Annotated in this window: 23 protein-coding genes; 8 read left to right on the top strand and 15 right to left on the bottom strand. The window is 62.9% G+C overall.

The genetic code is table 11. From position 1 onward, the window contains the following. Window positions 1-11 precede the first annotated feature (11 nt). The 6 genes from RM192_RS07045 to RM192_RS07020 form a co-directional block, all read right to left on the bottom strand. Window positions 12-1,724 (bottom strand): preprotein translocase subunit YajC, encoded by a 1,713-nt coding sequence (locus tag RM192_RS07045; protein ID WP_311506835.1) that lies wholly within the window; start codon window positions 1,722-1,724, stop codon window positions 12-14. Continuing rightward, complete coding sequence (locus tag RM192_RS07040; RefSeq protein ID WP_311506834.1) at window positions 1,721-2,665, bottom strand: AAA family ATPase; 945 nt, start codon at window positions 2,663-2,665, stop codon at window positions 1,721-1,723. Before RM192_RS07040 ends, RM192_RS07045 begins: the two co-directional genes overlap by 4 nt. 13 nt (window positions 2,666-2,678) lie before the next feature. Continuing rightward, entirely contained in the window at window positions 2,679-4,196 is a 1,518-nt protein-coding gene (locus RM192_RS07035) for an XrtA system polysaccharide chain length determinant (protein WP_311506833.1), read from the bottom strand. Window positions 4,197-4,221: 25 nt separating this feature from the next. Then, entirely contained in the window at window positions 4,222-4,869 is a 648-nt protein-coding gene (locus RM192_RS07030; RefSeq protein ID WP_311506832.1) for an XrtA/PEP-CTERM system exopolysaccharide export protein, read from the bottom strand. A gap of 210 nt (window positions 4,870-5,079) precedes the next feature. Next, window positions 5,080-6,306, bottom strand: coding sequence for a pyridoxal-dependent decarboxylase, exosortase A system-associated (locus tag RM192_RS07025; RefSeq protein WP_311506831.1), 1,227 nt, complete (start codon window positions 6,304-6,306; stop codon window positions 5,080-5,082). Next, a complete protein-coding gene (locus RM192_RS07020; RefSeq protein ID WP_409233794.1) occupies window positions 6,303-7,835 on the bottom strand; it encodes an acyl-CoA ligase (AMP-forming), exosortase A system-associated in 1,533 nt (510 codons plus the stop codon). Before RM192_RS07020 ends, RM192_RS07025 begins: the two co-directional genes overlap by 4 nt. 28 nt (window positions 7,836-7,863) lie before the next feature. Between RM192_RS07020 and RM192_RS07015 the strand changes: the two genes are divergently transcribed. From RM192_RS07015 to RM192_RS07000, 4 genes are read left to right on the top strand one after another with little or no spacing between them, the layout of a single operon-like run. Next, on the top strand, window positions 7,864-8,856 hold the full coding sequence (locus RM192_RS07015; protein WP_311506830.1) for a GNAT family N-acetyltransferase: 993 nt from the start codon (window positions 7,864-7,866) through the stop codon (window positions 8,854-8,856). A 43-nt stretch (window positions 8,857-8,899) separates the two neighbouring features. Next, on the top strand, window positions 8,900-9,157 hold the full coding sequence (locus RM192_RS07010) for an acyl carrier protein (protein ID WP_311506829.1): 258 nt from the start codon (window positions 8,900-8,902) through the stop codon (window positions 9,155-9,157). Further along, entirely contained in the window at window positions 9,154-9,825 is a 672-nt protein-coding gene (locus RM192_RS07005) for a hypothetical protein (RefSeq protein WP_311506828.1), read from the top strand. Before RM192_RS07010 ends, RM192_RS07005 begins: the two co-directional genes overlap by 4 nt. Then, window positions 9,822-10,631, top strand: coding sequence for a hydrolase 1, exosortase A system-associated (locus RM192_RS07000; protein WP_311506827.1), 810 nt, complete (start codon window positions 9,822-9,824; stop codon window positions 10,629-10,631). Before RM192_RS07005 ends, RM192_RS07000 begins: the two co-directional genes overlap by 4 nt. Here the strand turns inward: RM192_RS07000 and trxB are convergent. The 6 genes from trxB to RM192_RS06970 all read right to left on the bottom strand — a co-directional run bounded on the left by trxB (window position 10,603) and on the right by RM192_RS06970 (window position 16,061). Next, window positions 10,603-11,571, bottom strand: coding sequence for a thioredoxin-disulfide reductase (gene trxB, locus RM192_RS06995; RefSeq protein WP_311506826.1), 969 nt, complete (start codon window positions 11,569-11,571; stop codon window positions 10,603-10,605). The genes RM192_RS07000 and trxB overlap by 29 nt on opposite strands. Window positions 11,572-12,018: 447 nt before the next feature. Then, on the bottom strand, window positions 12,019-12,816 hold the full coding sequence (locus RM192_RS06990) for a tyrosine-protein phosphatase (protein ID WP_311506825.1): 798 nt from the start codon (window positions 12,814-12,816) through the stop codon (window positions 12,019-12,021). A gap of 60 nt (window positions 12,817-12,876) precedes the next feature. Beyond that, window positions 12,877-13,266, bottom strand: a complete 390-nt coding sequence (locus tag RM192_RS06985) for a response regulator (protein ID WP_311506824.1) — start codon at window positions 13,264-13,266, stop codon at window positions 12,877-12,879. Between the two features lie 2 nt (window positions 13,267-13,268). Next, window positions 13,269-14,357 (bottom strand): PAS domain-containing protein, encoded by a 1,089-nt coding sequence (locus tag RM192_RS06980; RefSeq protein ID WP_311506823.1) that lies wholly within the window; start codon window positions 14,355-14,357, stop codon window positions 13,269-13,271. 73 nt (window positions 14,358-14,430) lie between these two features. Then, window positions 14,431-14,865 (bottom strand): hotdog fold thioesterase, encoded by a 435-nt coding sequence (locus RM192_RS06975; RefSeq protein WP_311506822.1) that lies wholly within the window; start codon window positions 14,863-14,865, stop codon window positions 14,431-14,433. Further along, window positions 14,862-16,061: a M20 family metallopeptidase gene (locus RM192_RS06970; RefSeq protein ID WP_311506821.1), complete on the bottom strand. Its 1,200-nt coding sequence runs from the start codon at window positions 16,059-16,061 to the stop codon at window positions 14,862-14,864. The genes RM192_RS06975 and RM192_RS06970 overlap by 4 nt, the downstream gene beginning before the upstream one ends. Before the next feature lie 135 nt (window positions 16,062-16,196). Between RM192_RS06970 and RM192_RS06965 the strand changes: the two genes are divergently transcribed. Further along, a complete protein-coding gene (locus RM192_RS06965; RefSeq protein WP_311506820.1) occupies window positions 16,197-17,444 on the top strand; it encodes an acetyl-CoA C-acetyltransferase in 1,248 nt (415 codons plus the stop codon). Window positions 17,445-17,563: 119 nt separating this feature from the next. After that, window positions 17,564-18,577, top strand: coding sequence for a DUF4118 domain-containing protein (locus RM192_RS06960; protein ID WP_311506819.1), 1,014 nt, complete (start codon window positions 17,564-17,566; stop codon window positions 18,575-18,577). Window positions 18,578-18,583: 6 nt separating this feature from the next. Here RM192_RS06960 and RM192_RS06955 read toward each other — a convergent pair whose 3' ends face one another. Then, complete coding sequence (locus tag RM192_RS06955) at window positions 18,584-19,912, bottom strand: M20/M25/M40 family metallo-hydrolase (RefSeq protein WP_311506818.1); 1,329 nt, start codon at window positions 19,910-19,912, stop codon at window positions 18,584-18,586. A gap of 138 nt (window positions 19,913-20,050) precedes the next feature. Between RM192_RS06955 and ettA the strand changes: the two genes are divergently transcribed. Then, on the top strand, window positions 20,051-21,724 hold the full coding sequence (gene ettA / locus RM192_RS06950; RefSeq protein ID WP_311506817.1) for an energy-dependent translational throttle protein EttA: 1,674 nt from the start codon (window positions 20,051-20,053) through the stop codon (window positions 21,722-21,724). A 21-nt stretch (window positions 21,725-21,745) separates the two neighbouring features. On the opposite strand, the gene RM192_RS06945 is transcribed toward ettA, so the two are convergent. Continuing rightward, the gene (locus RM192_RS06945; protein WP_311506816.1) at window positions 21,746-22,225 is read right to left on the bottom strand and encodes a DUF6265 family protein; all 480 of its coding nucleotides are present in this window, start codon (window positions 22,223-22,225) and stop codon (window positions 21,746-21,748) included. A gap of 207 nt (window positions 22,226-22,432) precedes the next feature. Here RM192_RS06945 and RM192_RS06940 point away from each other — a divergent pair, with 207 nt between their 5' ends. Continuing rightward, window positions 22,433-23,440, top strand: a complete 1,008-nt coding sequence (locus tag RM192_RS06940; RefSeq protein ID WP_311506815.1) for an RcnB family protein — start codon at window positions 22,433-22,435, stop codon at window positions 23,438-23,440. 106 nt (window positions 23,441-23,546) lie between these two features. Here the strand turns inward: RM192_RS06940 and RM192_RS06935 are convergent, their stop codons facing one another. Further along, window positions 23,547-23,915 (bottom strand): MarR family transcriptional regulator, encoded by a 369-nt coding sequence (locus RM192_RS06935; protein ID WP_311506814.1) that lies wholly within the window; start codon window positions 23,913-23,915, stop codon window positions 23,547-23,549. Window positions 23,916-24,100 lie beyond the last annotated feature (185 nt).

Here is a 24,100-nt window from a genome sequence, read left to right as displayed (position 1 = left end):
GTCTCCGGGCATCAGAAGGAATAGCGCAGGCCGACAAGGCCAGACGCGATTACTTCATCTTCAATCACTTTACGGTTAACAGCATCCAAACCGACCGCTGCGGTGGCTACGAGGCGGTCCGTGAGGTTTCGGAAGTAGGCAGCGTTGACGCCGACCGTGGTCACGTCGCCAAGGCTCGACGCGCCGCTCTGGAACCATGCCGCATAGGCCGAGACACCGAAGCTGGAGCGGCGGTCGATCGGGCCGTTCAGCCCTGCATCGACGTAGAAGCTCTCGTCCACTTGTCCGTTGGCGGCGCCGAGAACCGAATCCTGCCGCGCGATATACTTGCGGCGGATGTAGCCCGCGCCGATTCCCGCCTGCATCCGGCCGATCTGGCGCGAATAGGTGGCGTTGACGCCGCGCGCGCGGAAGACCGACGATGCGACCGAGGACAGCGCGTTGTTGACGCAGCCGCCGCTTTCGCTGCCGATAGCGCAACCGCTGATCTGGCCGTTGAACGGGTCGCGGTTGACCTGGAAATCGGTCGGGAGATCGCGCAGCGCGCGGCTGACCTGTCCGCCGAAGCCGGAGACGTTGTCGTAGACCGAAACGCTGAGCGAACTGCGCTCGTTCGGATTGTAGGAGAAACTGCCGTAGTAAGTCGTGCTGTCATAGCGGCGGCCGACGAAGGCAGATAGCGCGGTGCGGCGGCTGGGGCGCCACATCACGCCTGCGTCCCACGTGAGGCCATCCGTCTCATAGGCAAGCTGGCGAGCGCGCGATTTGTCGGTGACGTAGCGGCCATCCGCGCCGACGACCGGATCGCCATTGGCCGCGCGCACTGCATCGCGTGCCGAAACCTCGACGTCCTCGTATCCCACCGCGCCCACCAGCGCGATGTCCATGGTGACGGGATAGGTGACCTGAACGCCTGCCCGCATGTCGCGCACGCGCTGATCGAGGTTGGAAATGTCTTCCTGATAAAATGAACCGGTTGCGGTGATGCCGACCGGCAGGACCGTTCCGGGCGCGATCCCTGCCGAGATTTGCGCCGACTGGGCAATCGAATCGTCGAAGATGTCGGTGCGGCTCTGGCCAGGCGCGAACTGCAGCGCGTCCTTCTGCTGCACCTTGGTGTAGCCGAGCATATAGGAGCCTGCGAGCGCGACATCGCCGACATGAGTCGAGACGGCAGGCCCGGCGTAGAGCGAATAGACCTGGCTCACCGCGTCGCCGTTGGCGAGCGGGTTGAGCGAGGCGGCACCGCTCCGCTCGACCGAAGTGCGGGCGGCAAGCGCGCCTGCCTCGATTGAAAGTGTGCGCGGGATGAGGTCATGCTTCACGCGGGCGAGACCTGACAACGTATCGCCATCGGCCACACGGTTGCCTTGGGCAATGCGGCGCTCGTAGCGGACCGAGACAGCGCCCTGCGTGCGGCGACCGTTCAGGGCCACGTCCACGCCCGCCGCAATCGTGCTGTAAGTCAGGACATCGTCGCCTGGCGAAAGCTCGTAGAGGACGTTCTGCGTCGCTTCGATATAGGGCTTGATCGTAGTGCGTGCACCGCCGCCCGCGCCGCGCAGCGAAACGCCGCCACGGCTGCCACTCTTTTCCGATGGTGCGCTTTCGCCATCTACGGATTCGTAGGACATCGACTGCGCATGCAGCGGTTGGCTGCCGAGCACGGCAAGTGCCGCGCCAGTCGCCAGCGCATGGCGAACGAGGATCACAGGACGCGTCATTCCTTGTATCCGTAGTAAGTGCCGAAGCGGCGGCCCGTGGTGGAAAAGCGGGTGCCGTTAAGCAGGAGCTTGATGTCATCGCAGGCGCCGAGCAGGTGCACGGCATCGCGCAGCGCGGCCTCGCCCGTCACATCGGCACGGACGACCACCACGGTCTGGCCAACATGGTTGGCAAGGACCGAGGCGGGCGATGCGGCGAGCGCGGGCGGCGAATCGAAGATGACGATGCGGTTGGGCGCGTGGCTTGTGAGCCGCGCGAGCACGACGTCGGTGCGGGTCGATGCGAGGTATTCGGTGTCCGAGCCGGTCGCGTTGCCTGCGGGGAGCACGTAAAGCCCGGCAATGTCTGTGCCGATGATGCAGTCCTCAACCGCCATCGTCGGGTCGGCCAGCGCGTCCATCAGTCCCGGACCACCCGGCAGGCCGAGCGTCGAAAGCACCGAAGGCTTGGCGAAATCGGCATCGACGAGCAGGACTTCGGTGTCCTTCTCGGCCGCCATCGAAAGCGCGAGGTTGACCGCACAGAACGTCTTGCCCTCACCCGGATGGGCCGAGCAGATCAGGATGCGTTCGCCATGCGGCGCGCCCTTGCCTTCGCGCGATTCCGCGGCAGTGCGCAAGAGCTGCCGCTTCACGATGCGGAATTCTTCGAGAAGGCCGGTGACCGCACTTTCAGGCTCGATCAGGCACTGCTCGCGCAAATGCGCGCGGTCGATCGGGTGGAACACGCCGCGAAACGGCTGCGGATCGACCTGGGGGACGGTCGTCTCGAACTGCGCAGCCGGTTTGGGCTGAACGACCGGCGCGGACACGCCCTTCGGTGCAGGCGGCAGATCGGCAATCGGCGGACGCGTCATTGTGCGGAAATCGAAGCTGCCCGAGGCGCGCTCAATCAGCGACGGGCCTGAGGGCGGCACGGGGATCTTGCTCTGGTCGGTCATCGTCCCATTCCCCTCATGCCACCATGCCGCGCTTCAGCATCTCGATGCCGAGCAGGACGAACAGGACGACGAATAGACCGGCAAAACCACCGGCAAACCACTTGAGCCGCTTTGCCTGCAGCGTCCGCACAGGGCGTGTGATCGCTTCGGATACCGAGCCGAGTACGGGCAGACCGGTAGCGCGTTCCAACTGGCCCGTGGTCGAATAGGCAGACTTCAGCTGTCCGAGCGCAAAGGCTCCGCCGCAGCCTGCGCCGATCCCGACAATCAGCACCAGCATCAGCAGTAGCGGACGATCGGGCGCGGCAGGGCCGGTCGGCATCGTCGGCGGATCGATTACTTCGAACTTCACCGCATCGCGCTCGGTTTCCACTTGGCCGCGCAGGCGCAGCGCCTCGCGGTCGCGCAGCAGCTTGTCGTACTGCTCCTTGAGCACATCGTAATCGCGGCTGATGCGTCCGGCTTCGGCAGCAATGGCGGGTTCGCCGTATTGCTGGGCAGAAAGGCGGGCGATTTCGGCCTGAAGCGAGCCTTTGCGCGATTGCAGAGCGACAAGGCTGGCTTCGCGGTCGGCCTTGATCGAGATCAGGGAGCTGTAGGCAGGATTGGGCGTGCCGCCGCCCGGTCCTTCGGCATGAGCCGAACGCTGCAGGTTGGCGACTTGCGCCTTGGCGGCGATCACGTCGGGATGGCTATCGGTCAGGCCCCGCGCGCGCATGGACCCAAGATCGGACAGCGCCTGCGCGAGTGCACCCTTGGCACCGCCCTGCGCACCCGGAATGGCGATGGTCTGCGGCGTGCCCGAAAGCTGGCCGTTGATCGAGGCGAGCGCACTTTGTGCGGCGAGCAGGTTCGATTCGATATCGCGCATTTCCCCGCGCGCGGCTTCGATCTTGGTCGTCAGCGAACCGCTGCCGGGGATCATGTCGGCGTTCTTGCCTTCGAACTCGGTGCGCTTCAGCTCTGCGGCTTCGAGCGCCTTTTTCCGTTCGGACAGTTGCTGGTCCATAAAGGCCAGCGTATCGGTCATCTCGCCGCGGCCGCCTGCAAGGTTCTCTTCGCGGAAGATGTCGATCATCTTCTGGACGATATCCTGCGAAAGCTTGGCGTTCTCGCCATCGTTGAAGCCGCCGCCTCCAGCCACGCCGGTGATCTCGAACAGGTTGTCCTGCTGGCTGACCACGGTCACCTTCTTGCCAAGGCTGCCAACCGCCGCCTGCATCTGCTTGTCTGTGGTAACCTTGTCGCCCAGACGGGTGGCGCGGATGACCTTTTCCAGATTGACCGAGCTGGTCAGCGTTTGGCGCACCCGTTCGATATCGCGCTTGCGATCGCCGCCGATGCCGATCTGGTCGGCGAGCACATCGTCGATCTGAACGAAGATGCGCGCCTTGGATTCGTAGCTGTTGGGCACCATCGCCACGACCAGCCAGCCGAGCATGCACACGCCCCAGGCGATGCCGAGTGCGACCCAACGCCGCAGCCAGATGCCGTGTAGTGCAATGCGCACTTCTTCATAGATGTTGGTCATGGCCGCCGTGTCCCCCGCCCGCTGCTCAGAACGTGCTCTCGGGGATGATGATCACATCGCCGGGCATGAGCAGGACGTTGGCCTTGGTGTCGCCCTTGCGCAGCAGATCGCCGATGCGCACGGCATATTCCTTCTGGTTGCCCGATTGCTTGTCGAACCGCACCAGCCGCGCCTTGTTGCCGGCGGCGTATTCCGACAGGCCGCCGACCGCGATCATCGCGTCGAGCAGCGTCATGTTCGCGCGGAACGGGATCGAGGCGGGCTTTTCGGTCGCGCCGACGATCCGCACCTGCTGGCTGAATGTGCCGGCAAACTTGTTGACGATGACCGAGACGATCGGCTCCTGAATGTATTGCGAAAGCTGGAGCTTGATGTCTTCGGACAGCATCGAGGGCGTCTTGCCCACGGCCGGCATATCGGTGATCAGCGGCGTGGTGATGCGCCCGTCGGGACGGACCTGCACCGATGCGCCAAGTTCTGGATTGCGCCAGACGAAGATCGTCAGCTCGTCGAGCGGGCCGATCACGTATTCCTCGCCCGGGCCTTCCTGAAGCGCCACGAACGATGCAGGCGGCAACTGCTGCCCACCGCCAACGCCGCCGCAGCCCGAAAGCGCAAGGCTCAACATGGCCGTGCCTGCAAGCATACGGGTAACGCGCGAATTCAACGGCATGGCCTGTCCTTGTCTGCTGCGGAACCCGGCCCGGCGTCACGTGGACGGGCGCAGGACAGGAACCGCAATTCATCACCGGCTATCGCCAAAAAGGGTGAAGATTGCGTTAGCCTTGATTGCAGAACAGGCAGCGACAAGCAGGCATTTGCCCGTGTCCCGTTACGGGACTGGCGTTGCGGCAGGTGTTAACGCAGGCGCGGCATCACTCTGTTACAAAAGAATTTCCCGGGCCGGCCCCTGCCCCAGGAACATCGCAGGACTGGCGCTTGCACCATAGGCTCCGGCACAGAAAATCGCCACCACATCGCCGGTATCGGCGCGCGGAAAACCGCCCTTGTCGGCCAGCCGGTCGAGCGGCGTACACAGGCAGCCGACGATGCTCGCCTCCTCTTCGGCGGGTGCATCAAACCGGGTTGCGATGGCGCTGGGGTAGTTTCGGCGGACCACGGTGCCGAAATTGCCGCTGGCGGCGAGTTGGTGATGGAGTCCGCCATCGGTGACAAGGTAAGTTTCGCCATGGCTGACCTTGCGGTCGACGATGGTTGCCAGGTAAACCCCTGCTTCACCAACGAGATAGCGGCCAAGCTCCATCACGAAAGAAGTGCCTTGCAGCACGTCGGGCAAAGCGGCGAAGCGCTCGGCCAAGGCCGCGCCGACTTTGGCGATATCCACCTGCACATCGCCGGGAAAATAGGGAATGCCGATACCACCACCGAGATTGCACTTGGGCAGCGGCGCGCCGGTGCCCTCGGCCAGCCGCGCGGCAAGATCGAGGGTCTGCGCCTGCGTTTCGATGATTGCATCGGCAGAAAGCGCCTGACTACCGGCAAAGATGTGAAATCCGCGCCAGTCCGCGCCTTCGGCGATCAACTGGCGCGCGAGGGCTGGCACGCGCTCGGCATCGATGCCGAAAGGCTTGGCCCCGCCGCCCATTTTCATGCCCGAACCCTTGAGATCGAAATCGGGATTCACCCGGATTGCAAGGCGGGGGGTGATGCCAATACGCAGCGCAATCGCCAGCGCGCGCGCCGCTTCACCTTCCGATTCGAGATTGAGTGTGACGCCGGCCGAAATGGCCGCTTCCAGTTCGGCATCGCGCTTGCCCGGCCCCGCAAAGCTGACCCGCGACGGGTCGATACCGACCGCCCGCACCAGCGCAAGTTCTCCGCCCGAAGCAATGTCGAACCCGTCGACCAGTGCCGACATGTGCTGCAACACCGGGCCGAACGGGTTGGCTTTGACCGCGTAGTGTATCGCCAGCCGCTTCGGCATCGCGGCGCGCAAGGTCGCCACGCGCTGAGTCAGGAGGTCGCGCGAATAGACGAAGAGCGGGGTGGTTCCGGCCTCGGTGATAATGTCGCTCACCTTGCGACCGGCGATGCCGAGTTCGCCATCAATCGCAGCATAACCGTTCGGAATAGGTCCAAGGGGCTTCATCGAGACATGTCCTTGGCGAGTTCGGCGGCAAGCGCAACCCGGTCGAGCTTACCATTCGGGCTGACCGGCATTTCACCGCGCCAGTGGACATGGCGCGGGAGCATGAAATTGGGGAGCACGCGTGTGAGCGCGGGGATTAGCCCTTCCCTCGCCGCGTCGGCATCACCGGCAGCGCGGGCGACCAGATGAATCGCCTGCCCCAGTTGCGGATCGGGCAGGCCGAGCGCGACGGCTTCGGCCACAAATCCGGTAGCGACGGCGGCTTCTTCGACCTCCTGCGGGCTGACGCGGTTGCCGCTGGTCTTGATCATCGCATCACGCCGCCCGACAAAGTGGAGCAAGCCCTCCCCGTCGCGCCGCACCCGATCACCCGACCACACCGCCATGCCGCCCAGTTTCGAGAATGAGGGCGCGGGCCTGAAACGCTCGGCAGTACGATCGGCATCCTGCCAGTAGCCTTGCGCCACGAGTGGCCCGGTGTGAACCAGTTCGCCTTCCTCGTCCTGCACGGCCGCATGGCCGTCATCCTTGACTACAAGAATTTCGGCGAAGGGTATCGCCTTGCCGATGGAGGTTGGGTGCGCGTCCACCAGCGATGGATCAAGATAGGTTGAGCGGAAGGCTTCTGTCAGACCGTACATCGGATAGAGCTCGGCCTGCGCGAACTTCGTGCGCAAGGCGCGGACCAGCGATGGGGTAAGCGCGCCGCCGCTGTTAGTCAGGCGCTTCAGCGAGACGGCCGTTTCAGCGGGCCAATCCAGTTCGGCAAGCTGCAGCCAGAGCGGCGGCACAGCGGCAATGGTCGTCACACCATGCCGCGCAACCGCCTTCACCACATCACGCGCCGTCAGGTAGTCGAGCGGAACGACCGAGCCTCCCGCATACCATGTGGAGAGCAACTGGTTCTGACCATAATCGAATGCCAGTGGGAGAACCGCCAGCACCCGGTCATCGGGCGTTATCTTCAGGTAATGCGCCACGCTTACCGCGCCGAGCCAGAGGTTGGTCTGGCTGAGTATAACGCCCTTGGGCCGCCCGGTCGATCCGCTGGTGTAGAGGATTGCGGCGAGACTGTCGGACGCAGCATTGGAAGGCTGCAATTCGCAGGCCAGCGCGTCGGCCTCGGCCCACGCCGTCGCTTCATCCAGCACCGGGCAGATCGCGTCGCCCGACTCCAGCGTGTCCAGCCGTCCCTTGTTCGAAATCAGCAGGGCAGTGCCGCTGTCGGCGAGGATATGCACCACTTGCGCGCGCTTCAGCAGCGGGTTGATCGGGACATGTACCAAGCCTGCCCGCACGGCAGCGAGCGGCATCAGGCAGGCGAGTTCCGTCTTGGGCAGCCATGTGGCGATGCGCGCGCCCGGTTCCGCCGCGCGCGATTTCAGCCATCCTGCCAGCACACCTACACGCGCGTTTAACGAGTTGTAGCTATGGGTGCGGTCCTTGAGCACCAGCGCCGGAGCGTCGCCCTGCCCGCGCATGGCGAGGTGATCGAGCGGATATACGGTTGGATCGGGATCGGCGGACAAGCGGGTTCTCGGCAAAGGATTTCTCGAATTGGACGTCTATCACGCCAGTCTTAAGGAAGCGCAAGCGGACCCGCGCCTCGTTGCGCAGGCGTGCGGTTCGCCGTTCGAGCGGCTGGAATGGCTGGCGCTGCTGGCAGACGAATGCCTCGATCCGGCGAAGGCGCGCGTAACCGTGGCTGTTGACGGCAATATCGCAGCGCTGCTGCCATGGCGCGAAGCCAGTGGCCAGGTGGCGGCGTTGGCCAACTGGTACAATTTCTTCGTGAAACCGGGCGGCGACGCTTCGCTGTTTGCAGGCCTTGTGAAAGCCTTGCCATACGGCCGCGCCATGTTCGCCCCCATGGCGCATGGCGATGCACAAATGTTGGCAGCGGCATTTCGCAAGGCGGGCTGGATCGTCTTGTCGGATCCTTGCGATTCGAACCACGTCCTGCCGCTCAATGGTCGCAGCTTTGCCGAGTACTGGGCTGCACGCCCCGGTGCGTTGCGTGAGACGGTGCGCCGCAAGGGCAGGAAGGGCGATGTGGCTCTGCGCATCGCCACCGAATTTTCGGAGGCAGACTGGGCGGCATACGAGGCTGTCTACAACCTCAGTTGGAAGCCCGGCGAAGGCAGCCCGGATTTCCTGCGCAAGTGGGCACAGATGGACGGTGCTGCCGGGCGCTTGCGGCTGGGCATCGCAGAAATTGGCGGTGAACCCGTTGCTACACAGTTCTGGACCGTGGAAGGCGGCACGGCCTTCATCCACAAGCTCGCGCATGACGAGCGCTACCGCAAACAGTCGCCGGGCACTCTGCTGACGGCAGCGATGTTCGAACATGTTATCGACAGGGACCGGATAGGCATGGTCGATTTCGGTACGGGCGATGATCCCTACAAGCGCGACTGGATGGAGGCGGTGCGAACACGCTACCGCCTGCGTGCATGGAAGCCGTCAGCCGTTCGCCACTGGCCCTCTCTGGTGCGCGCCACGGCCCGGCATTTGCTCCAACCCCTTGTTTCCGCAAACCACGATGGTTAAGGGCGCAAGTGAACTCGTCCGCTTTCCTTCATTCAGGGCAGAAATGAACGACACCGACAGCACCCTGCGCGCGATCCTTCAGGACGTGCTTGGCCTCTCGGCAGAGCGCGTGGCCGCGTTCGATGCCTCGACCGGCCTGTTCGGTGACCTGCCAGAACTTGATTCGATGGCGGTCGCGGGTCTTCTGACCGAAATCGAGGACCGGCTCGACATCGTGATCGAGGATGACGAGGTCGATGGCGAACTGCTCGAAAGCTACGGCAACCTGTTGTCGTTCCTGGAAGCCAAAGTCGAGGCGTGATCGCTGGTTGGCCCTGCCCCGGCCCTTCCGGGCAGAGCGAGGAATATGCGCTGGCCTTTGACCGGGGCCGCGCCCGCCGGTTGCTGATCGTGCCCGCGCTGTTCGACGAAGCCAACCGCATGCGCCGTATGCTGGTCGAAACAATGCGCTTGCTCGACGACGCCGGGATCGACAGCTTCCTGCCCGATCTTCCGGGATGCAACGAAAGCCTGCAGGCGTTCGAGGCGCAGAGCCTGCACGGCTGGCGCATGGCGATGCAGCAGGCAGAGCTGCATTTCGGGGCGAGCGGAGTGCTGGCCGTTCGCGGCGGTGCGCTCGTGTGTCCTGTCGCCCTGCCCGGTTTTCTGCTCGAACCTACCAAGGGTTCGTCGATCCTGCGCCAGTTGCTCCGCGCCCGCACCATTGCTGCGCGCGAGGCTGGGTTGCATGAAGACAGCGCGGCGCTGCTCGAACAGGGGCGAACAGAGGGGTTGGAGTTGGCGGGCTACCGTTTTGGCGCCTCGCTGATTGCAGGCTTGCAGGATGCATCGCCGCAACTTGAGGGGCAGCGGATCATCGCGCAGTCCGAACTGGGCGGCGGCGGATTGTGGCTACGCGCCGAACCCGCCGCTGCGCCCGAACAATCTGCAGCGTTGGCAAAGCTGATCGCGGCAGGCCTGGGCGCATGACGCGCCGTCACATCACATTTGCCTGCGAAGGCTTGAGCCTCGTCGGAACGCTCGACATTGCCGAGGCCAGCGGTTCGGCCGGGCTGCTGCTTGTTTCGGGCGGCAACGAATTGCGCAGCGGCGCATGGGGTGGGCAAGCGCAACTGGCCGCGCGATTGGCCGATGCTGGCTATCCGGTGTTCCGATATGACCGGCGCGGCGTGGGGGACAGCGAGGGCGAGAATCCCACGTTTCGCCATTCGGCCATGGATCTGGCTGCAGCGCTGGCGGCCTTTCGCTTAGCAGCGCCGCACCTGTCGCGCGTGGTCGCCTTCGGCAATTGCGATGCTGCGGCGGCACTGATGCTCTACGCCAAGGACATGGCGCTGGATGCAGTCGTGCTCGCCAATCCGTGGACGATTGATGGCGAGGAAGCTCCTGAGGCGATGCCTGCGTCAGCCATCCGCAGCCGTTATCTGGGGAAGCTGACAAACCCGCGGGAAGTCTGGCGCTTGCTCACCGGCGGGGTCAACTTTGCCAAACTGATCAAGGGCCTGCGCAACGCTGCGCAATCAGCGCCCCCTCGCCCTGCAGGCCTGGTTTCCGAGATGCAGGCAGGCCTTGCCGCGTTCGGCGGTGATGTTTCGATCCTGCTTGCCAGCAGTGACCGCACCGCGCAGATGTTCGAGGCTGCGTGGGACACATCCGACCCGCGTATCGCCCGGATCGCCAGCGCCTCGCACAGTTTCTCGGACGACGCAGCGCGCGAATGGTTGTTCGCGCGCCTCATCAGGGCGCTTACGCCGGAACCGACTGACTCGCCTTGAAATCGAGATCGGCGAGGAAACGCTCGGAATCGAGCGCGGCCATGCAGCCTGTCCCAGCCGCAGTAACGGCCTGACGATATGTGTGGTCCATCACGTCGCCGCAGGCGAATACACCGGGGATAGCCGTCTTGGGCGTGCCCGGCTCAACGATGATGTAGCCACTTTCGTCCAGTTCCAGCTTGCCCTTGAACAGTTCGGTTGCAGGCGCGTGGCCAATGGCGACGAATGCGCCGTCGGTCTCAACCACAGATTCCGCGCCAGTGACTGTATCGATGACCTTGACCCCGGTCAGGCCCTTGCCCGTTTCGCCGACGAAGCTGTCGACCTTCTGGTTCCACAAAACCTTGACGTTGGGATGCGCGAACAGGCGGTCCTGCAGGATTTTCTCCGCGCGCAACGAATCGCGGCGGTGGATCAGCGTCACGTCGGGCGAATGGTTGGTCAGGTAGAGCGCTTCTTCGACAGCAGTATTTCCGCCGCCGATAACCACAACTTTCTTGCCGCGATAGAAGAACCCGTCGCACGTGGCACAAGCTGACACGCCCTTGCCCGAAAATTCCTGCTCGCCGTGTACGCCGAGCCACTTGGCCTGCGCGCCAGTGGCGATTACCAGCACATCGCCTTCATAGACATCGCCGCTATCGCCGATGGCGCGGAACGGGCTGCCGTCCATGCTGACCTCAAGGATGGTGTCCCACATCATCCGTGTGCCGACATGTTCGGCCTGCGCCTGCATTTCCTGCATCAGCCACGGCCCCTGGATCACATCGCGGAAGCCGGGATAGTTCTCGACATCGGTGGTGATCGTCAGCTGGCCGCCGGGTTGCAGGCCTTGCACCACGATGGGCTCCATTCCCGCGCGAGCGCCATAGATCGCTGCCGACAGGCCAGCCGGGCCTGAGCCGATGATGAGCATGCGGGTCTTGTGCGTCGTCGCCATGGGAATGTCCTCCAGTAGCCACGCGAAATAGGCAGCGTGGGCGCGAAAAGCGAGTCCGGCAGATGTGCTTTATCCGCAGCTATCGGGACAGAATTTCTTGGGCATGCCCTGCCCGCAATTTGTCACGCCGCCATTGCCAAAAAGGCTTTTGACAGCGGAGACTGCTCCGCCCGGCAAGTCCAGAGGACGAGCAAAGCGCGCAAATGATGCATCGCACGTTATTCGTTACGGGTTTTGCCGCGCTTGGAGGCTCGCGGGCGCTAACCGGAAAGGCGGGCGCCGTGCACCGATCAACAATCCCGAGGTGGCGAAGTTCATTCGCGGAATGCCCAAGAGCGAATACCATGTGCATCTGGAAGGCACGCTGGAAGCCCACGTCAAGCGGCATGGAAAAGGCAGAATTGATAACCCGGGTAGAGGCATAACTGAAAGTTGCCTGATCGCCGCTCAGGCCTCGACGAGATTGCGTTCCATGGCTGCAAGAACCTCGGGCGTAACGCCGAGCACATCGCGCGCATAGGCCTCGGTCGTGCCGTGGGCGTCGCGGATGACCGCAAAGGCGCCGTCGAGAAATCCGGCCTCCGCGCCCATTAGTACCCGCACGGCATCGTCACTCATTGCAACGCCAAACCCTGCACGCACGTGGCGCGCACCAGCTTCGATCCGCGCTTCAGAATCGCCGGCGGTATTTGTGAGAAGGTAATCGGCGATCATGTCGTCGTGGTGGACACCCAGCAGGGTATGGACCAGCGCAGCGGCCAGGCCGGTGCGGTCCTTGCCCGCGAAGCAATGGAGGAGGCTAGGCGTTTCCCGGCTGGCCAAGGCCTTCATGTAAAGGCGCAGTGTCCCCACCAGCACAGGCCGGAACGGCAGCGTCTCATAGAGCCTCACCATTGCAGCGCGGGCGTCATCAGCCGACCGGACACGCGATGCCACTTCCTCATGGACCGCCCTGCCCTTTTCACTGGCCGTCTCGCCGGGGTGGAACAGAACCTCGCCTGCAAATGCCGGGTGGCGCAAGCAAGGGGCTACCGCACGCTCACTGTCGCCACGCAAATCGATAATGGTCGAAATTTCGAGGCGACGGACGACGTCGAGATCGTTGGCTGTTGCTTCGGAATGTTGGCCAGAACGCCAAAGTTTGCCGCGTTTGATCCGGCCCCCACGCGCGCCATACCCGCCGTAGTCACGAAAATTGTGAATACCGGTCGTCGCGACTACCCGCTGGTCGTGTTCGCCAGTCATCGAATCTGTCCTTCTGATGCGCACTCGCCTTGGCGCAGATCGGCGGCGTGACGCAAGCGTTCAGACAGGTCGGGGTAACAAAGGTTCCAGTGCTCGAGCAACCACCACGGCGGCAGGCGTTGGTTTGGGCACCAGAGTGCCGCCGAGGCCTCGGACGGCCTCGTCCATCCTGTCAAGATCGCCCGTGTGCAGCACGTAGGGCACGCCCATTGCTGCGAGAGTCCGGGCTACCTGCTCGCAGGTCTGCCCCTTGCCCAGCGAAACGTCGAGGATGGCAGCGGAAATTGCATGAGTCTGCACAATCGTGAGCGCTTCCATAAGATCTAGCGCAGTGAGCGGCTTGCAGCCTGCATCCTCAACCGCGAATTCGAGATCCAGGAGAATCAGGGGTTCATCGTCGAGCACGAGAATGCGGCAAGGTTCGGACGGCGATGAGTTGAGCGTAGTCATGGTCAAGCCTGCCGCAAAGGAATGTTGAGGCTTGCCCGCAACCCGTCGCCAGACCACTCCCGCACAATACCTCCCTTGGCCATGTCCAGCATGCGCTCCACAATTCCCCCGCTACTTTCAGGCATTTTGTTTCTCGGCAAGCCACCGCTTTCGGCCCAGTCGATGCGGATTACCGGCTCTGAGGGCGTACCATTCCTGTGCCAGCCAACAGTTACGCGCCCATCATCGCTGGCGAGTGCACCATGTCGTATGGCATCCACTGCAAGTTCGTGCAGTGAAAGTCCGAGTACCGACACGGACGCAAAATCCGAACGCAAGCCATTGCCTTCGAACGCGATGCGCGTGCCGTCAGGGTCATATGGAGAAAGCACGGCCCGGATCGCCTGACCGACCTCAACCGTGCCGCGATGCGAATCGTCGAGCGTGGTTTCGTAAGCGCGTCCAAGAGCCTGAATGCGGTCGTTTATCTCGCGCGCCTCGACTTCGATTCCGCGCATTCTCCCGGTGAAATTGACGATGCTGCCGATCACCGCGAACATGTTTTTCATTCGGTGCGAAAGTTCCCGCGCAAGTTCGCGGGCATGGCGCTCGTCTGCCCGGGCGGCGCGCACGTCGGATACGTCCCACTGGCTGCCAAACAGATAGACGAGCTTTCCTTCGGCGTCATAGACCGGTCCAAGGTGAAGCGCGTTCCAGAAGGCGGTGCCGTCCTTCCGGTAGTTCAGGACTTCGACGACAACCACGTCCTCGCTGGCAATGGCCTTGCGCATCTTCTCGATCTGCGCGCGATCGCTGCCAGGCCCTTGCAGGAAGCGACAGTTTCGACCGACGATCTCATGCTCGTCATAACCGGTGAGGTGCCGGAACGCGCGGTTGGCGAAGATGATCGGAACGTCGGGCGCGTAAGGATCGCAAAGGCAGATCGCCATGCGGGTCTGCGCCATCGCCTGTTCGAACAACACGCCGGATGCCCCATCGAAAGTGTCTTCGGGGTGCTGCGCGCGGAAGCGCGCAACGGCGGGGTCGAAAGCAGTGTAAGCCTGATCCACTTGTCCAGGCCGGAGAGTATGTTCGGATTGTTTGTCATGCATATCAAAAGGCACCTGCCGATCGAAATGCAGCAAATTCACGTTGGTTCCTGAAAACGTTGAATTTACCTGCGGGCTATTTGCGCTCCGCCGGAATGATCGCCAGCGTCAGCCGCGAAATGCAGACAAGTTTGCCTGCCTCGTCCTCGATGCGGATCGACCAGACATGCGTTGACCGGCCAACTGCCTCAGGCCGGGCCGTGGCATAGACCCAGCCATCACGAACAGGCCGCAAATGGTTGGCGTTGATCTCCATGCCGACGCAGACAAAGCGTTCGGGATCGAGCACCATTGCGCCTGCCATCGACCCGATAGTCTCGGCCAGAGCCACCGACGCACCACCATGGAGGCGCCCGAACGGCTGGTGCGTGCGATGATCGACCGGCATTCGTGCGCGTACCCAGTCCTCGCCGCAATCGACGAATTCGATGCCGAGATGGGCGGGCATGGAATCGCTGCCCAGCCGCGTCAGCCGGTCCATCGAGGGCATTTCACCATTCCACCAGATCATGCGAAACCTTCTCCAAGAAATCGTTCGGCGCAGCCCGCCAGTACTGCGGTGCCCAGCGGCAGCACGCTTTCATCTACCATCATGCGCGTCGAATGGATCGAGCAGCACGACCGCCAGTCAGCGCCTTCATGTGCAACGCCGAGGAAGAACATGGCGCCCGGCACTTTCTCCAGCACGTAGGAGAAGTCCTCCGCACCCATGATCGGATGATCGAGCCGGTGGAAAGCGTGCTCGCCTGCCAGATCGCGGACAACGTTTTCGCCCAGATCGACAGCGCGCGGATCACAGACGGTGACGGGAAAACCAGGCGTTATGGCCAGTTCGGCGGTCATGCCGTGGGCGGCAGCGATATGGGTTGCAACACGGTCCAACGCTTCGCGCAACCTCTCGCGATTGCCCGGAGACAGCGTCCGCAAGGTGCCCTTCAGCGCGGCAACGTCGGCGATCACGTTGTGCGCCGTGCCTGCTTCGATCTTGGCGACTGTGGCAACGACCGGGTCCGACACCGGGAACTGCCGTGTCACCATCGCCTGGATTGCAGTCACGATCTCGCAGGCGACCGGCACCGGATCGAGCGCGTCATGGGGCATCGAGGCATGGCCTCCCCTGCCCCGCACCACGATGTCGAACTGGTCCGCCGACGCCATCAGTGTGCCCGCGCGCCCGGCTACCAGACCATGCGGGCTGTTGGGCATGATGTGGAGCGCGAAGGCTGCATCGGGCAGCGGATCGATCAGTCCGTCGTCCAGCATGAAGCGCGCCCCGTGATACCCTTCTTCGCCCGGCTGGAACATGAACTGGACTTCGCCCGCAAGGCGATCCGCGCGGGCGCAGAGCACTTCAGCAGCGCCTGCAAGCATGGCGGTGTGGGTATCGTGGCCACAGGCATGCATCGCGCCCGCGATGGTCGAGGAAAACGGCAGGCCGGTATCCTCGGTCATCGGGAGAGCGTCCATGTCGCCGCGCAACAGCACCCGGCGTCCGGGGCCTGCCTTGCCCTTCAGGGTTGCGACCAGCCCCGTCGTCGAAGGCCCCTCGCGCCATTCGAGCGGGAGGTGTGCCAGCGCCAGCCGTACCTTGTCGCGCGTCTTGGGCGTGTGCAGACCCAGTTCGGGCTCGGCATGGATCGCGCGGCGCAGCGTGATTATCGCGTCGGAAAGCCCGCGCGCCTGTTCTAGCAGTTCGTGATGAAGCATCAGGGCCTCGTGTCGAAATCGGATGGAACAAGGCTCGCACGCCGCCGCCGCACTGTCGACCCCGCATGATTGCACTTGCACTTACCCGCCACCACCATTAATCAAACGATTAAATCCGAGCAAGGAGTCATCGCGATGCCCGAAGCCTATATCATCGACGCTGTTCGCACGCCGCGCGGCGTTGGCAAGCCCGGCAAGGGTGCGCTTTCGCACCTTCACCCCCAGCATCTCGCCGCTACGGTGCTGAGCGCGCTGAAGGAGCGCAACCACCTCGACACCGCGACGGTGGATGACATTATCTGGTCAACCTCGATGCAGGTCGGCAAGCAGGGTGGCGATCTTGGCCGGATGGCTGCTCTGGCGGCGGGGTATGACGTCAAGGCCAGCGGCACCACGCTCGACCGCTTTTGCGGCGGCGGAATCACCTCGGTCAATCTCGCCTGCGCCTCGGTGATGTCAGGCATGGAAGACTGCGTGATCGCTGGTGGCACCGAGATGATGAGTTTCCAGACCGCGCACGGTGCGGAACAGGCGAATGCCGGTTTCCAGCCGCTCGGCATGGGCTCGGGCAACATGGCGCTCGACGCAATCCATCCGCAATCACATCAAGGCGTGTGCGGCGACGCCATCGCCTCGATCGAAGGCATCAGCCGCGAAGACCTCGATGGCTTGGCACTGGTCAGCCAGCAGCGCGCGGACATGGCGATCAAGGATGGCCGATTCAACAAGTCTGTTGTGCCCGTGTTGAACGAAGACGGTTCGGTCGCGCTTGACCGCGAGGAGTTCCCTCGCCCCGAAACCACTGCCGAAGGCCTCGCCGCGCTCAAGCCCAGCTTTGTGGGCCTTGCCGACTTTGATCTTGGCGGCACAACCTTCCGCAAGCAGATCAACCGCCGCTATCCCGACGTGGAAATCCAGCATTTCCATCACGCTGGGAATTCGTCGGGCGTGGTCGACGGCGCGGCGGCGATCCTGATCACGTCGCCCGCTTATGCGGAAAAGCACGGCCTGAAGCCGCGCGCCCGCATCGTCGCCTATGCCAACCAGGGCGATGACCCGACGCTGATGCTCAATGCTCCGGTGCCTGCAGCGATGAAGGTGCTTGCCAAGGCCGGCCTGACCAAGGACGACATCGACGTCTGGGAAATCAACGAGGCCTTTGCGGTCGTCGCTGAAAAGTTCATCCGTGATCTTGAGCTTGACCGCGCCAAGGTCAACATCAACGGCGGAGCCATGGCGCTCGGCCATCCCATCGGAGCAACCGGATCGATCCTGATCGGCACCGCGCTTGACGAACTGGAGCGTTCGGGAGGCCGCTACGGCCTGGTCACGATGTGCGCGGCTGGCGGAATGGCCCCGGCGATCATCATCGAACGCATCTGATTGACCGGCAGCAACTTGTTCGTCGGAGCAAGTATGCGATGCCGAATAGCTCACAAACGCAACCACGCATTACAAAGCGTGGTTGCGTTTGTTACTGTTTTCCGGCAAAGTCTGGAGACATGACCCTGTTGCCGCGAGCACTTTTTCAGCCCATTCGCGGCACTTGGCCCCGTTATGGAACCGCCATCCTGCTTGCGGGGTTGGGCGCTGCTGTGCGCTTTGTGGCCGACAGCATGCTGCCGCCCGGCTTCCCGTTCCTGACATTCTTCCCTGTCGTGATCATCAGCACGTTCCTTGCCGGTCGCGGCCCGGGGATCGTCTGTGCCGTGCTCAGCGGCCTTGCTGCGTGGTACTGGTTCATCCCGCCATTCCACAGCTTCCATTCCGATGGCCCGGTTGTGACCGCCATGATCTTCTACGTGTTGGTCGTGGCAGTCGATATTGCGCTCATAGACGGACTTCTCGCCCGTCAACGGCAGCTTGTCGAAAGCCAGCAACAGCTCGCGGACATGGCGGCGCACCAGACGCTTCTGTTCAAGGAACTCCAGCACCGCGTGGCCAACAATCTGGCATCGATTTCATCGATGTTGCGTCTGCAGCGCCGACGCATCGAACGGGAACCCATGTCTGCGCTGGCCGTGGTCGACAGCGCCGATGCGCGCATTGAACTGATGGGCCGCGTCCATCGCCAGCTCTATGATCCGGCTGCACGCCAACTCGCCCTGCCCGAACAGATCATTCATACCGTGCGGCAAACGCAGGAGGTGGCTGCTGCCAGCCATGTCGAAGTCATCGTCAATGCCATCGACGCAAGGATCGCAGTCGACCGCATGATGACGCTAATGCTGCTTGTCACCGAAGTGTTGACCAACAGCATCAAACACGCGTTCCAAGATGGTCAGGCCGGAGAAGTCCGGATCACGCTGGACCGGACCGACGGCAATCGTCTGCGCCTGACGATTTCGGACAACGGGCTCGGCATGCCTCTGACATCACCTGACCCGTCGGACAGATCTCGCGGCCTTGGCGCTACCATCATTCGCGGATTCGCCTCGCAGCTGGGCGGAACGGTAAACGTCGTCGGCGACAACGGCGTCACGACCATCGTCGAATTTCCTGAAGACCCCGCTTGATCGTGCTCACGGCGCGGGCGTGAGTGCTCCCGCTTCATTTGCAACGATCTTGAGCACGGCAGTCCACGCCGCCACATTCTGCGCGAGGTCTGCGGGATCGACCTTGTCGAGCGTGTCATCGGGCGTGTGGTGCAAGTCGAAGTAATAGGTGCCGTCCTGATTGAGATCGACCACGGCCAGCTTCTGCTTCTCGATCATCGGTTCCACGTCGGTACCGCCCTCGACCGGCCCCGTTCCGCGCACAATACCCATGGGCGCAAGGGCCGTAGCAATGCGGTCGGCTAGCGGCTTGTTGCTCGTCCAGAAATTGGTGTTCACGCGCCAGACGCGCCCCGCCCCGAAATCGCTTTCCATCGCCAGCGCGTGCGGCTCGCCATGCTTTTGCGCATAGGCTTTGCCGCCGAAGCCGCCCAACTCCTCCGAGCCGGCCCAAAGCACCCGGATCGTGCGCAAAGGTTGCCCACCTTCCTGCACCTTCAGGGCGGCCGCCGTCACGATCGCGCACCCAGCCGCGTCGTCTATCGCGCCGGTGCCAAGATCCCAGCTGTCGAGATGGCAGCCAAGCAGGATCGGAGGCAGGGTGGGGTCACGCCCCGGCAAGTCACCGATCACGTTGCCAGAGGGCAGTCCCTCGGTTGTCTTGCCGGTCAGCGTAAGAGCGATGCGGATTGGCTTGCCGCTGGCAGCGATGCGGGCGATCAGGTCGGCATCGGGATTTGACACCGCGCCTGCCGGGATCGGCTTCACGCCCTCCGGGAACGTCGTGCCGCCGGTGTGGGGATTGCGGTGACTGTCAGTGCCAATCGACCGGATGACCACACCCACCGCACCCTTGCCGGACGCAATTGCCGGGCCTGCCCGCCGCACCTGACCATAGGGGCCATAGCCGCTGCCATCCTGATTGCGCTTCATCGCATGGTCGATGAAGGCAATCTTGCCCGCGAGCGAACCGTCAGGCGCAGCTTTCAGGGCATCCAGCGTCGGAAAGTAGACAACATCCGCCGCGATCCCCTTGTCGGGCGTGTCGCCGCTGTACCCGAGCGCGGTCACCGCCAGCCTGAACGGGATCGGCGCGACAAGGCTAGCCTCGTCGCGCCCGCGCACATACCCCCGGATCGTGAACGGCTCGACCACAACGCTGCTGAAACCCAGCGCCTTGAGCCGCGCCTCGGCCCATACCCGCGCCCGCGCCTCGGCCTCGCTCCCCGGCATGCGCGGGCCGACTTCGCTGGTCAGCCCGGCAAGGATGTCCCACGCTACATCGCCATTGGCATGAGCGGCTGCAGGGGCGATGAGAGCTGCGGAAAGGGCGAGCGAGCGGAAGTTGTTTCTCATGAAACCTTGCCTATCTTTCAGGTCGTCCCCTGCCAAGCCCCCGTTGCCACCCTTCTGCGCCAAGCCCCGCTTGCCCGCACCGGCTTGCTCGGATAAGGGCGGCGCAACCTATTTTCGCCATTCATCCAAGGACCAGATATGGCTGCCCAATACGCCTACGTCATGAAGAGCATGACGAAGACCTTCCCCGGCGCTCAAAAGCCGGTGCTGAGCGACATCAGCCTGCAGTTCTACCAGGGTGCCAAGATCGGTATCGTCGGACCCAACGGTGCCGGTAAATCGACGCTGATCAAGATCATGGCGGGGATCGACAAGGACTACACCGGCGAAGCGTGGCCGGGCGAAAACATCACGGTCGGCTATCTCGAGCAGGAGCCGCAGCTCGACGAGAGCAAGACCGTGCTGGAGAATGTCAAGGACGGCGCGCGCGCGATTGCCGACATGGTCGACCGGTTCAACCAGATCGGCATGGAAATGGGTGAGGAGGACGCCGATTTCGACGCGCTGGGCGCCGAAATGAGCGAGCTTCAGGACAAGATCGACGCGGTTGACGGCTGGACGCTCGACAACCAGCTCGAAATCGCGATGGAAGCGCTGCGCTGCCCTCCCGGTGATTGGTCGGTATCCAGCCTTTCGGGCGGTGAAAAGCGCCGCATCGCGCTGACCCGCCTGCTGATCCAGAAGCCGTCGATCCTGCTGCTCGACGAACCGACCAACCACCTTGACGCTGAATCCGTCGAATGGCTGGAAAACCATCTGAAGGAATATGCCGGCGCGGTGCTGATGATCACCCACGACCGCTACTTCCTCGACAACGTGGTTGGTTGGATCCTCGAACTCGATCGCGGGAAGTACTTCCCCTACGAGGGCAACTACTCGACTTATCTGGAAAAGAAGGCCAAGCGCCTCGAGCAGGAAGACCGCGAGGAAAGCGGCAAGAAGAAAGCGCTTACCCGCGAACTCGAATGGATCAGGCAGACGCCAGCCGCGCGCCAGACCAAGAGCAAGGCGCGTATCCGCAAGTTCGAGGAACTGCAGAACGCACAGGACAACCGTCCCATCGGCAAGGCGCAGATCGTCATTCAGGTGCCAGAGCGACTTGGCGGCAAGGTCATCGATGTGAAGAACATCTCGAAGGCCTATGGCGACAAGCTGCTGTTCGAGGATCTGTCGTTCATGCTGCCACCGGGCGGCATCGTGGGCATCATCGGGCCGAACGGTGCGGGTAAATCGACGCTGTTCAAGATCCTCACCGGCAAGGAACAGCCCGACAGCGGCACGGTGGAAATCGGCAGCACTGTCCACCTCGGCTATGTCGACCAGAGCCGCGACGACCTGAACCCCAAGAACAACGTCTGGCAGGAAATCTCCGACGGTCTGGACTACATGACCGTCAACAAGCAGGAGATGAGCACGCGGGCCTATGTCGGCGCATTCAACTTCAAGGGCGCCGACCAGCAGAAGAACGTCGGCAAACTATCAGGCGGTGAACGCAACCGCGTCCACATGGCCAAGATGCTGAAGCTGGGCGGCAACGTCCTCCTGCTGGACGAACCGACCAACGACCTCGACGTGGAAACGCTGAGCGCGCTGGAAGACGCCATCGAGAACTTCGCCGGTTGCGCCGTGGTAATCAGCCATGACCGCTTCTTCCTTGACCGTCTGGCCACGCACATCCTCGCGTTCGAAGGCAACAGCCACGTCGAATGGTTCGAAGGCAACTTCGCTGCCTATGAAGAAGACAAGCGCCGCCGCCTTGGTGATGCAGCGGATCGTCCGACTGCGCTCGCCTACAAGAAGCTGACGCGCTGACCTGACGCTATCGGTGTTCCGCTACTGCCCTGTGCTGCGGAAGCGGAACACCAGCGTTTCTTCCTTGCCGTTGTCGCCATGGACCACGACCGTGGCAGTCATGGCGTCTGGTCCTGTGCGCTCATAGACCAGCCCTGAAAAGTCCCAACGCCCATTGGTTGCGGCGGTGAGCGGGAAGGCAACGACCTTGTCCTTCTCCTCCCAGCCGGTCAGGTCGGCGTTGAAATGCTTGAGCCGGTAAGCCAGCGACCCGCCTTCCTCGACGATGGTGATGAGTTCGTAGAACATCACCGAGCCGTCCTTGTTCAACTGCCGGAAATGGCCGACCATCTGCCCGCCTGCAGCAGGGGCATAGGCTTCAAGTGCAGGTGCACCTTCTATCCCTTCGCCTTGCCACGACCCAGTGAGCCATGACAGATCGGCCAGACGTGCGGGCGGCGATGCGGCCAATGCAGGCGAAGACATCAGCGCAGCCACTGCGAATATGATTCCCTTGATCATCATTCCATCCCTCTGGCTCGGCGCGGTGATCATGCTGCAAAGCGACGCTTCTGCCAACCGGCGCAAAATCCATTCATTTATTTCGCCACAAACCTGAACGAAAGGCTACCATGCCGGTTCAGGCAGAGGACAGCGCGACTCAGCTAACACGGCCTCATCAAGCCGCGATGGGTTTTGCGGCGATCAATCGGGAAAGGGTCGGCAATCATGTCCGGCAAATCGATTTTCAGCTCCAGCGCGCTTACAGCGCTTGCCGTTGCCCTTATTGCAACGGCCATCCCGGGCACCGCCTTTGCAGAACCGCAGCGCCGTGAAGAGCGTGGCGGACGCGCTTGGGGTGGTGGCAATGATGGCCAGCGTGGTGGCGGTGATTACCGCGCCCGCGCTACTGGCCAAGGCCAGGTTCAGGCGCAGCCACAGGTGCGTCCGCAACAACGGCAAGAACAGCGCGCTGCCCCAGTCGCTCAGGGCAATGCAGGCTGGCAGGGGCGCGGCAATGCGGAGGGTGCACAGCGTTGGGGCTCGCAGGATCGCGGCACGACGCAGCGTCCGGGGCGTGACTGGCAGGCAGGATCGGTAAACCGTCCCGCCACGGCCGATCGCGCAGCAACGCCGCAAACGCCGCAGCGCGGATGGGACGGCAATCGCTGGAACCCCACGCAAGTCGATCGCAACCGCGACGGCAACAGGGATCGTAGCTGGAACGGGAATCGCGATGAAAATCGCGGTGATAACCGTGATCGCAACTGGAGTGAAAACCGGGACCAGCGCGGGACGTGGAATGGTCGCAACTCGACTTACACCGACCGCAATCGACACGACAACAACTGGCGCAACGACAACAACTGGCGCAACGACCGCCGCGACGGCGACCGGTGGCGCGGCAACGACCGCGACGATCACCGCCGCTGGAACAACGACTGGCGCCGCGACAATCGCTACAACTGGAGCAATTATCGCAGCTCCAACCGCAATCACTACCGGATGCCGCGCTATTACGCGCCCTATCGCGGCTACAACTACAATCGCCTGTCTATCGGGTTTTTCCTGAGCTCAGGCTTCTACGGCAGCAACTACTGGATCAACGATCCCTGGTCCTATCGCTTGCCGCCCGCCTACAGCGGCTATCGCTGGGTGCGGTACTACGATGACGTCCTGCTTGTGGACACATATACAGGCGAAGTTGCCGACGTGATCTACAACTTCTTCTGGTGATCCAGCCCGTCAGGTCAGGTCGTTGAACGGCCTAGCCTGAACGCGCTGAACAACGAGAACCCCGCGCAGATTGTGCGCGGGGTTTTTCTTTGAGCAACGCTGGATTTCAATCCTGTCCTACAGACGCCATGGCGCGAAGAACCGTGCGCATCATTTCGCGCCCTTGGTCGGTCAATCGCACATAGCGGCGGCGGGCGTCGGCATTGTCGGCAATGCGGTAGATGAGCCCGTCCCGTTCCAGCCGCGCTATCCAGCGCAGGATCGTGGTGGAGGGAACCCCGGCATCAAGGCAGACGCTGGACACCTGGACCTCGGTGCGCCTGCGCTCCGCTATGTAGAGATCGAGCAGGATATCCCATCCCGGTTCGCCAAAAAGGCCTTTTCGGCCAGCTGCTGCATCGCGCTTTCGGCGCAGGCCATAGAGAGAGGCCGCGACGCGCAGGCACTCGATCTCCGGATCAACGAAGGCATCCAATTAATATTCCCTCCAAGCTGAACCGGATCATCACCAAGCCTCGGCTCGGCTGCCTGTTCATGCAACGCCGCCTCAAGCGCGCATGACCACAGCAGATTTTCCGGTCGTCAACCCAAACGATTGAACAACGGCCGCATGGTTAACCGAAACCTTCAAGAAATGCTTGATGAATTTCTTGTCATGCA

This window comes from Novosphingobium sp. MMS21-SN21R, assembly GCF_031846015.1.
GTDB lineage: Bacteria > Pseudomonadota > Alphaproteobacteria > Sphingomonadales > Sphingomonadaceae > Novosphingobium.
Note: the sequence above shows the minus strand (reverse complement) of the source record. Positions and strands in the feature narration are given on the sequence as shown.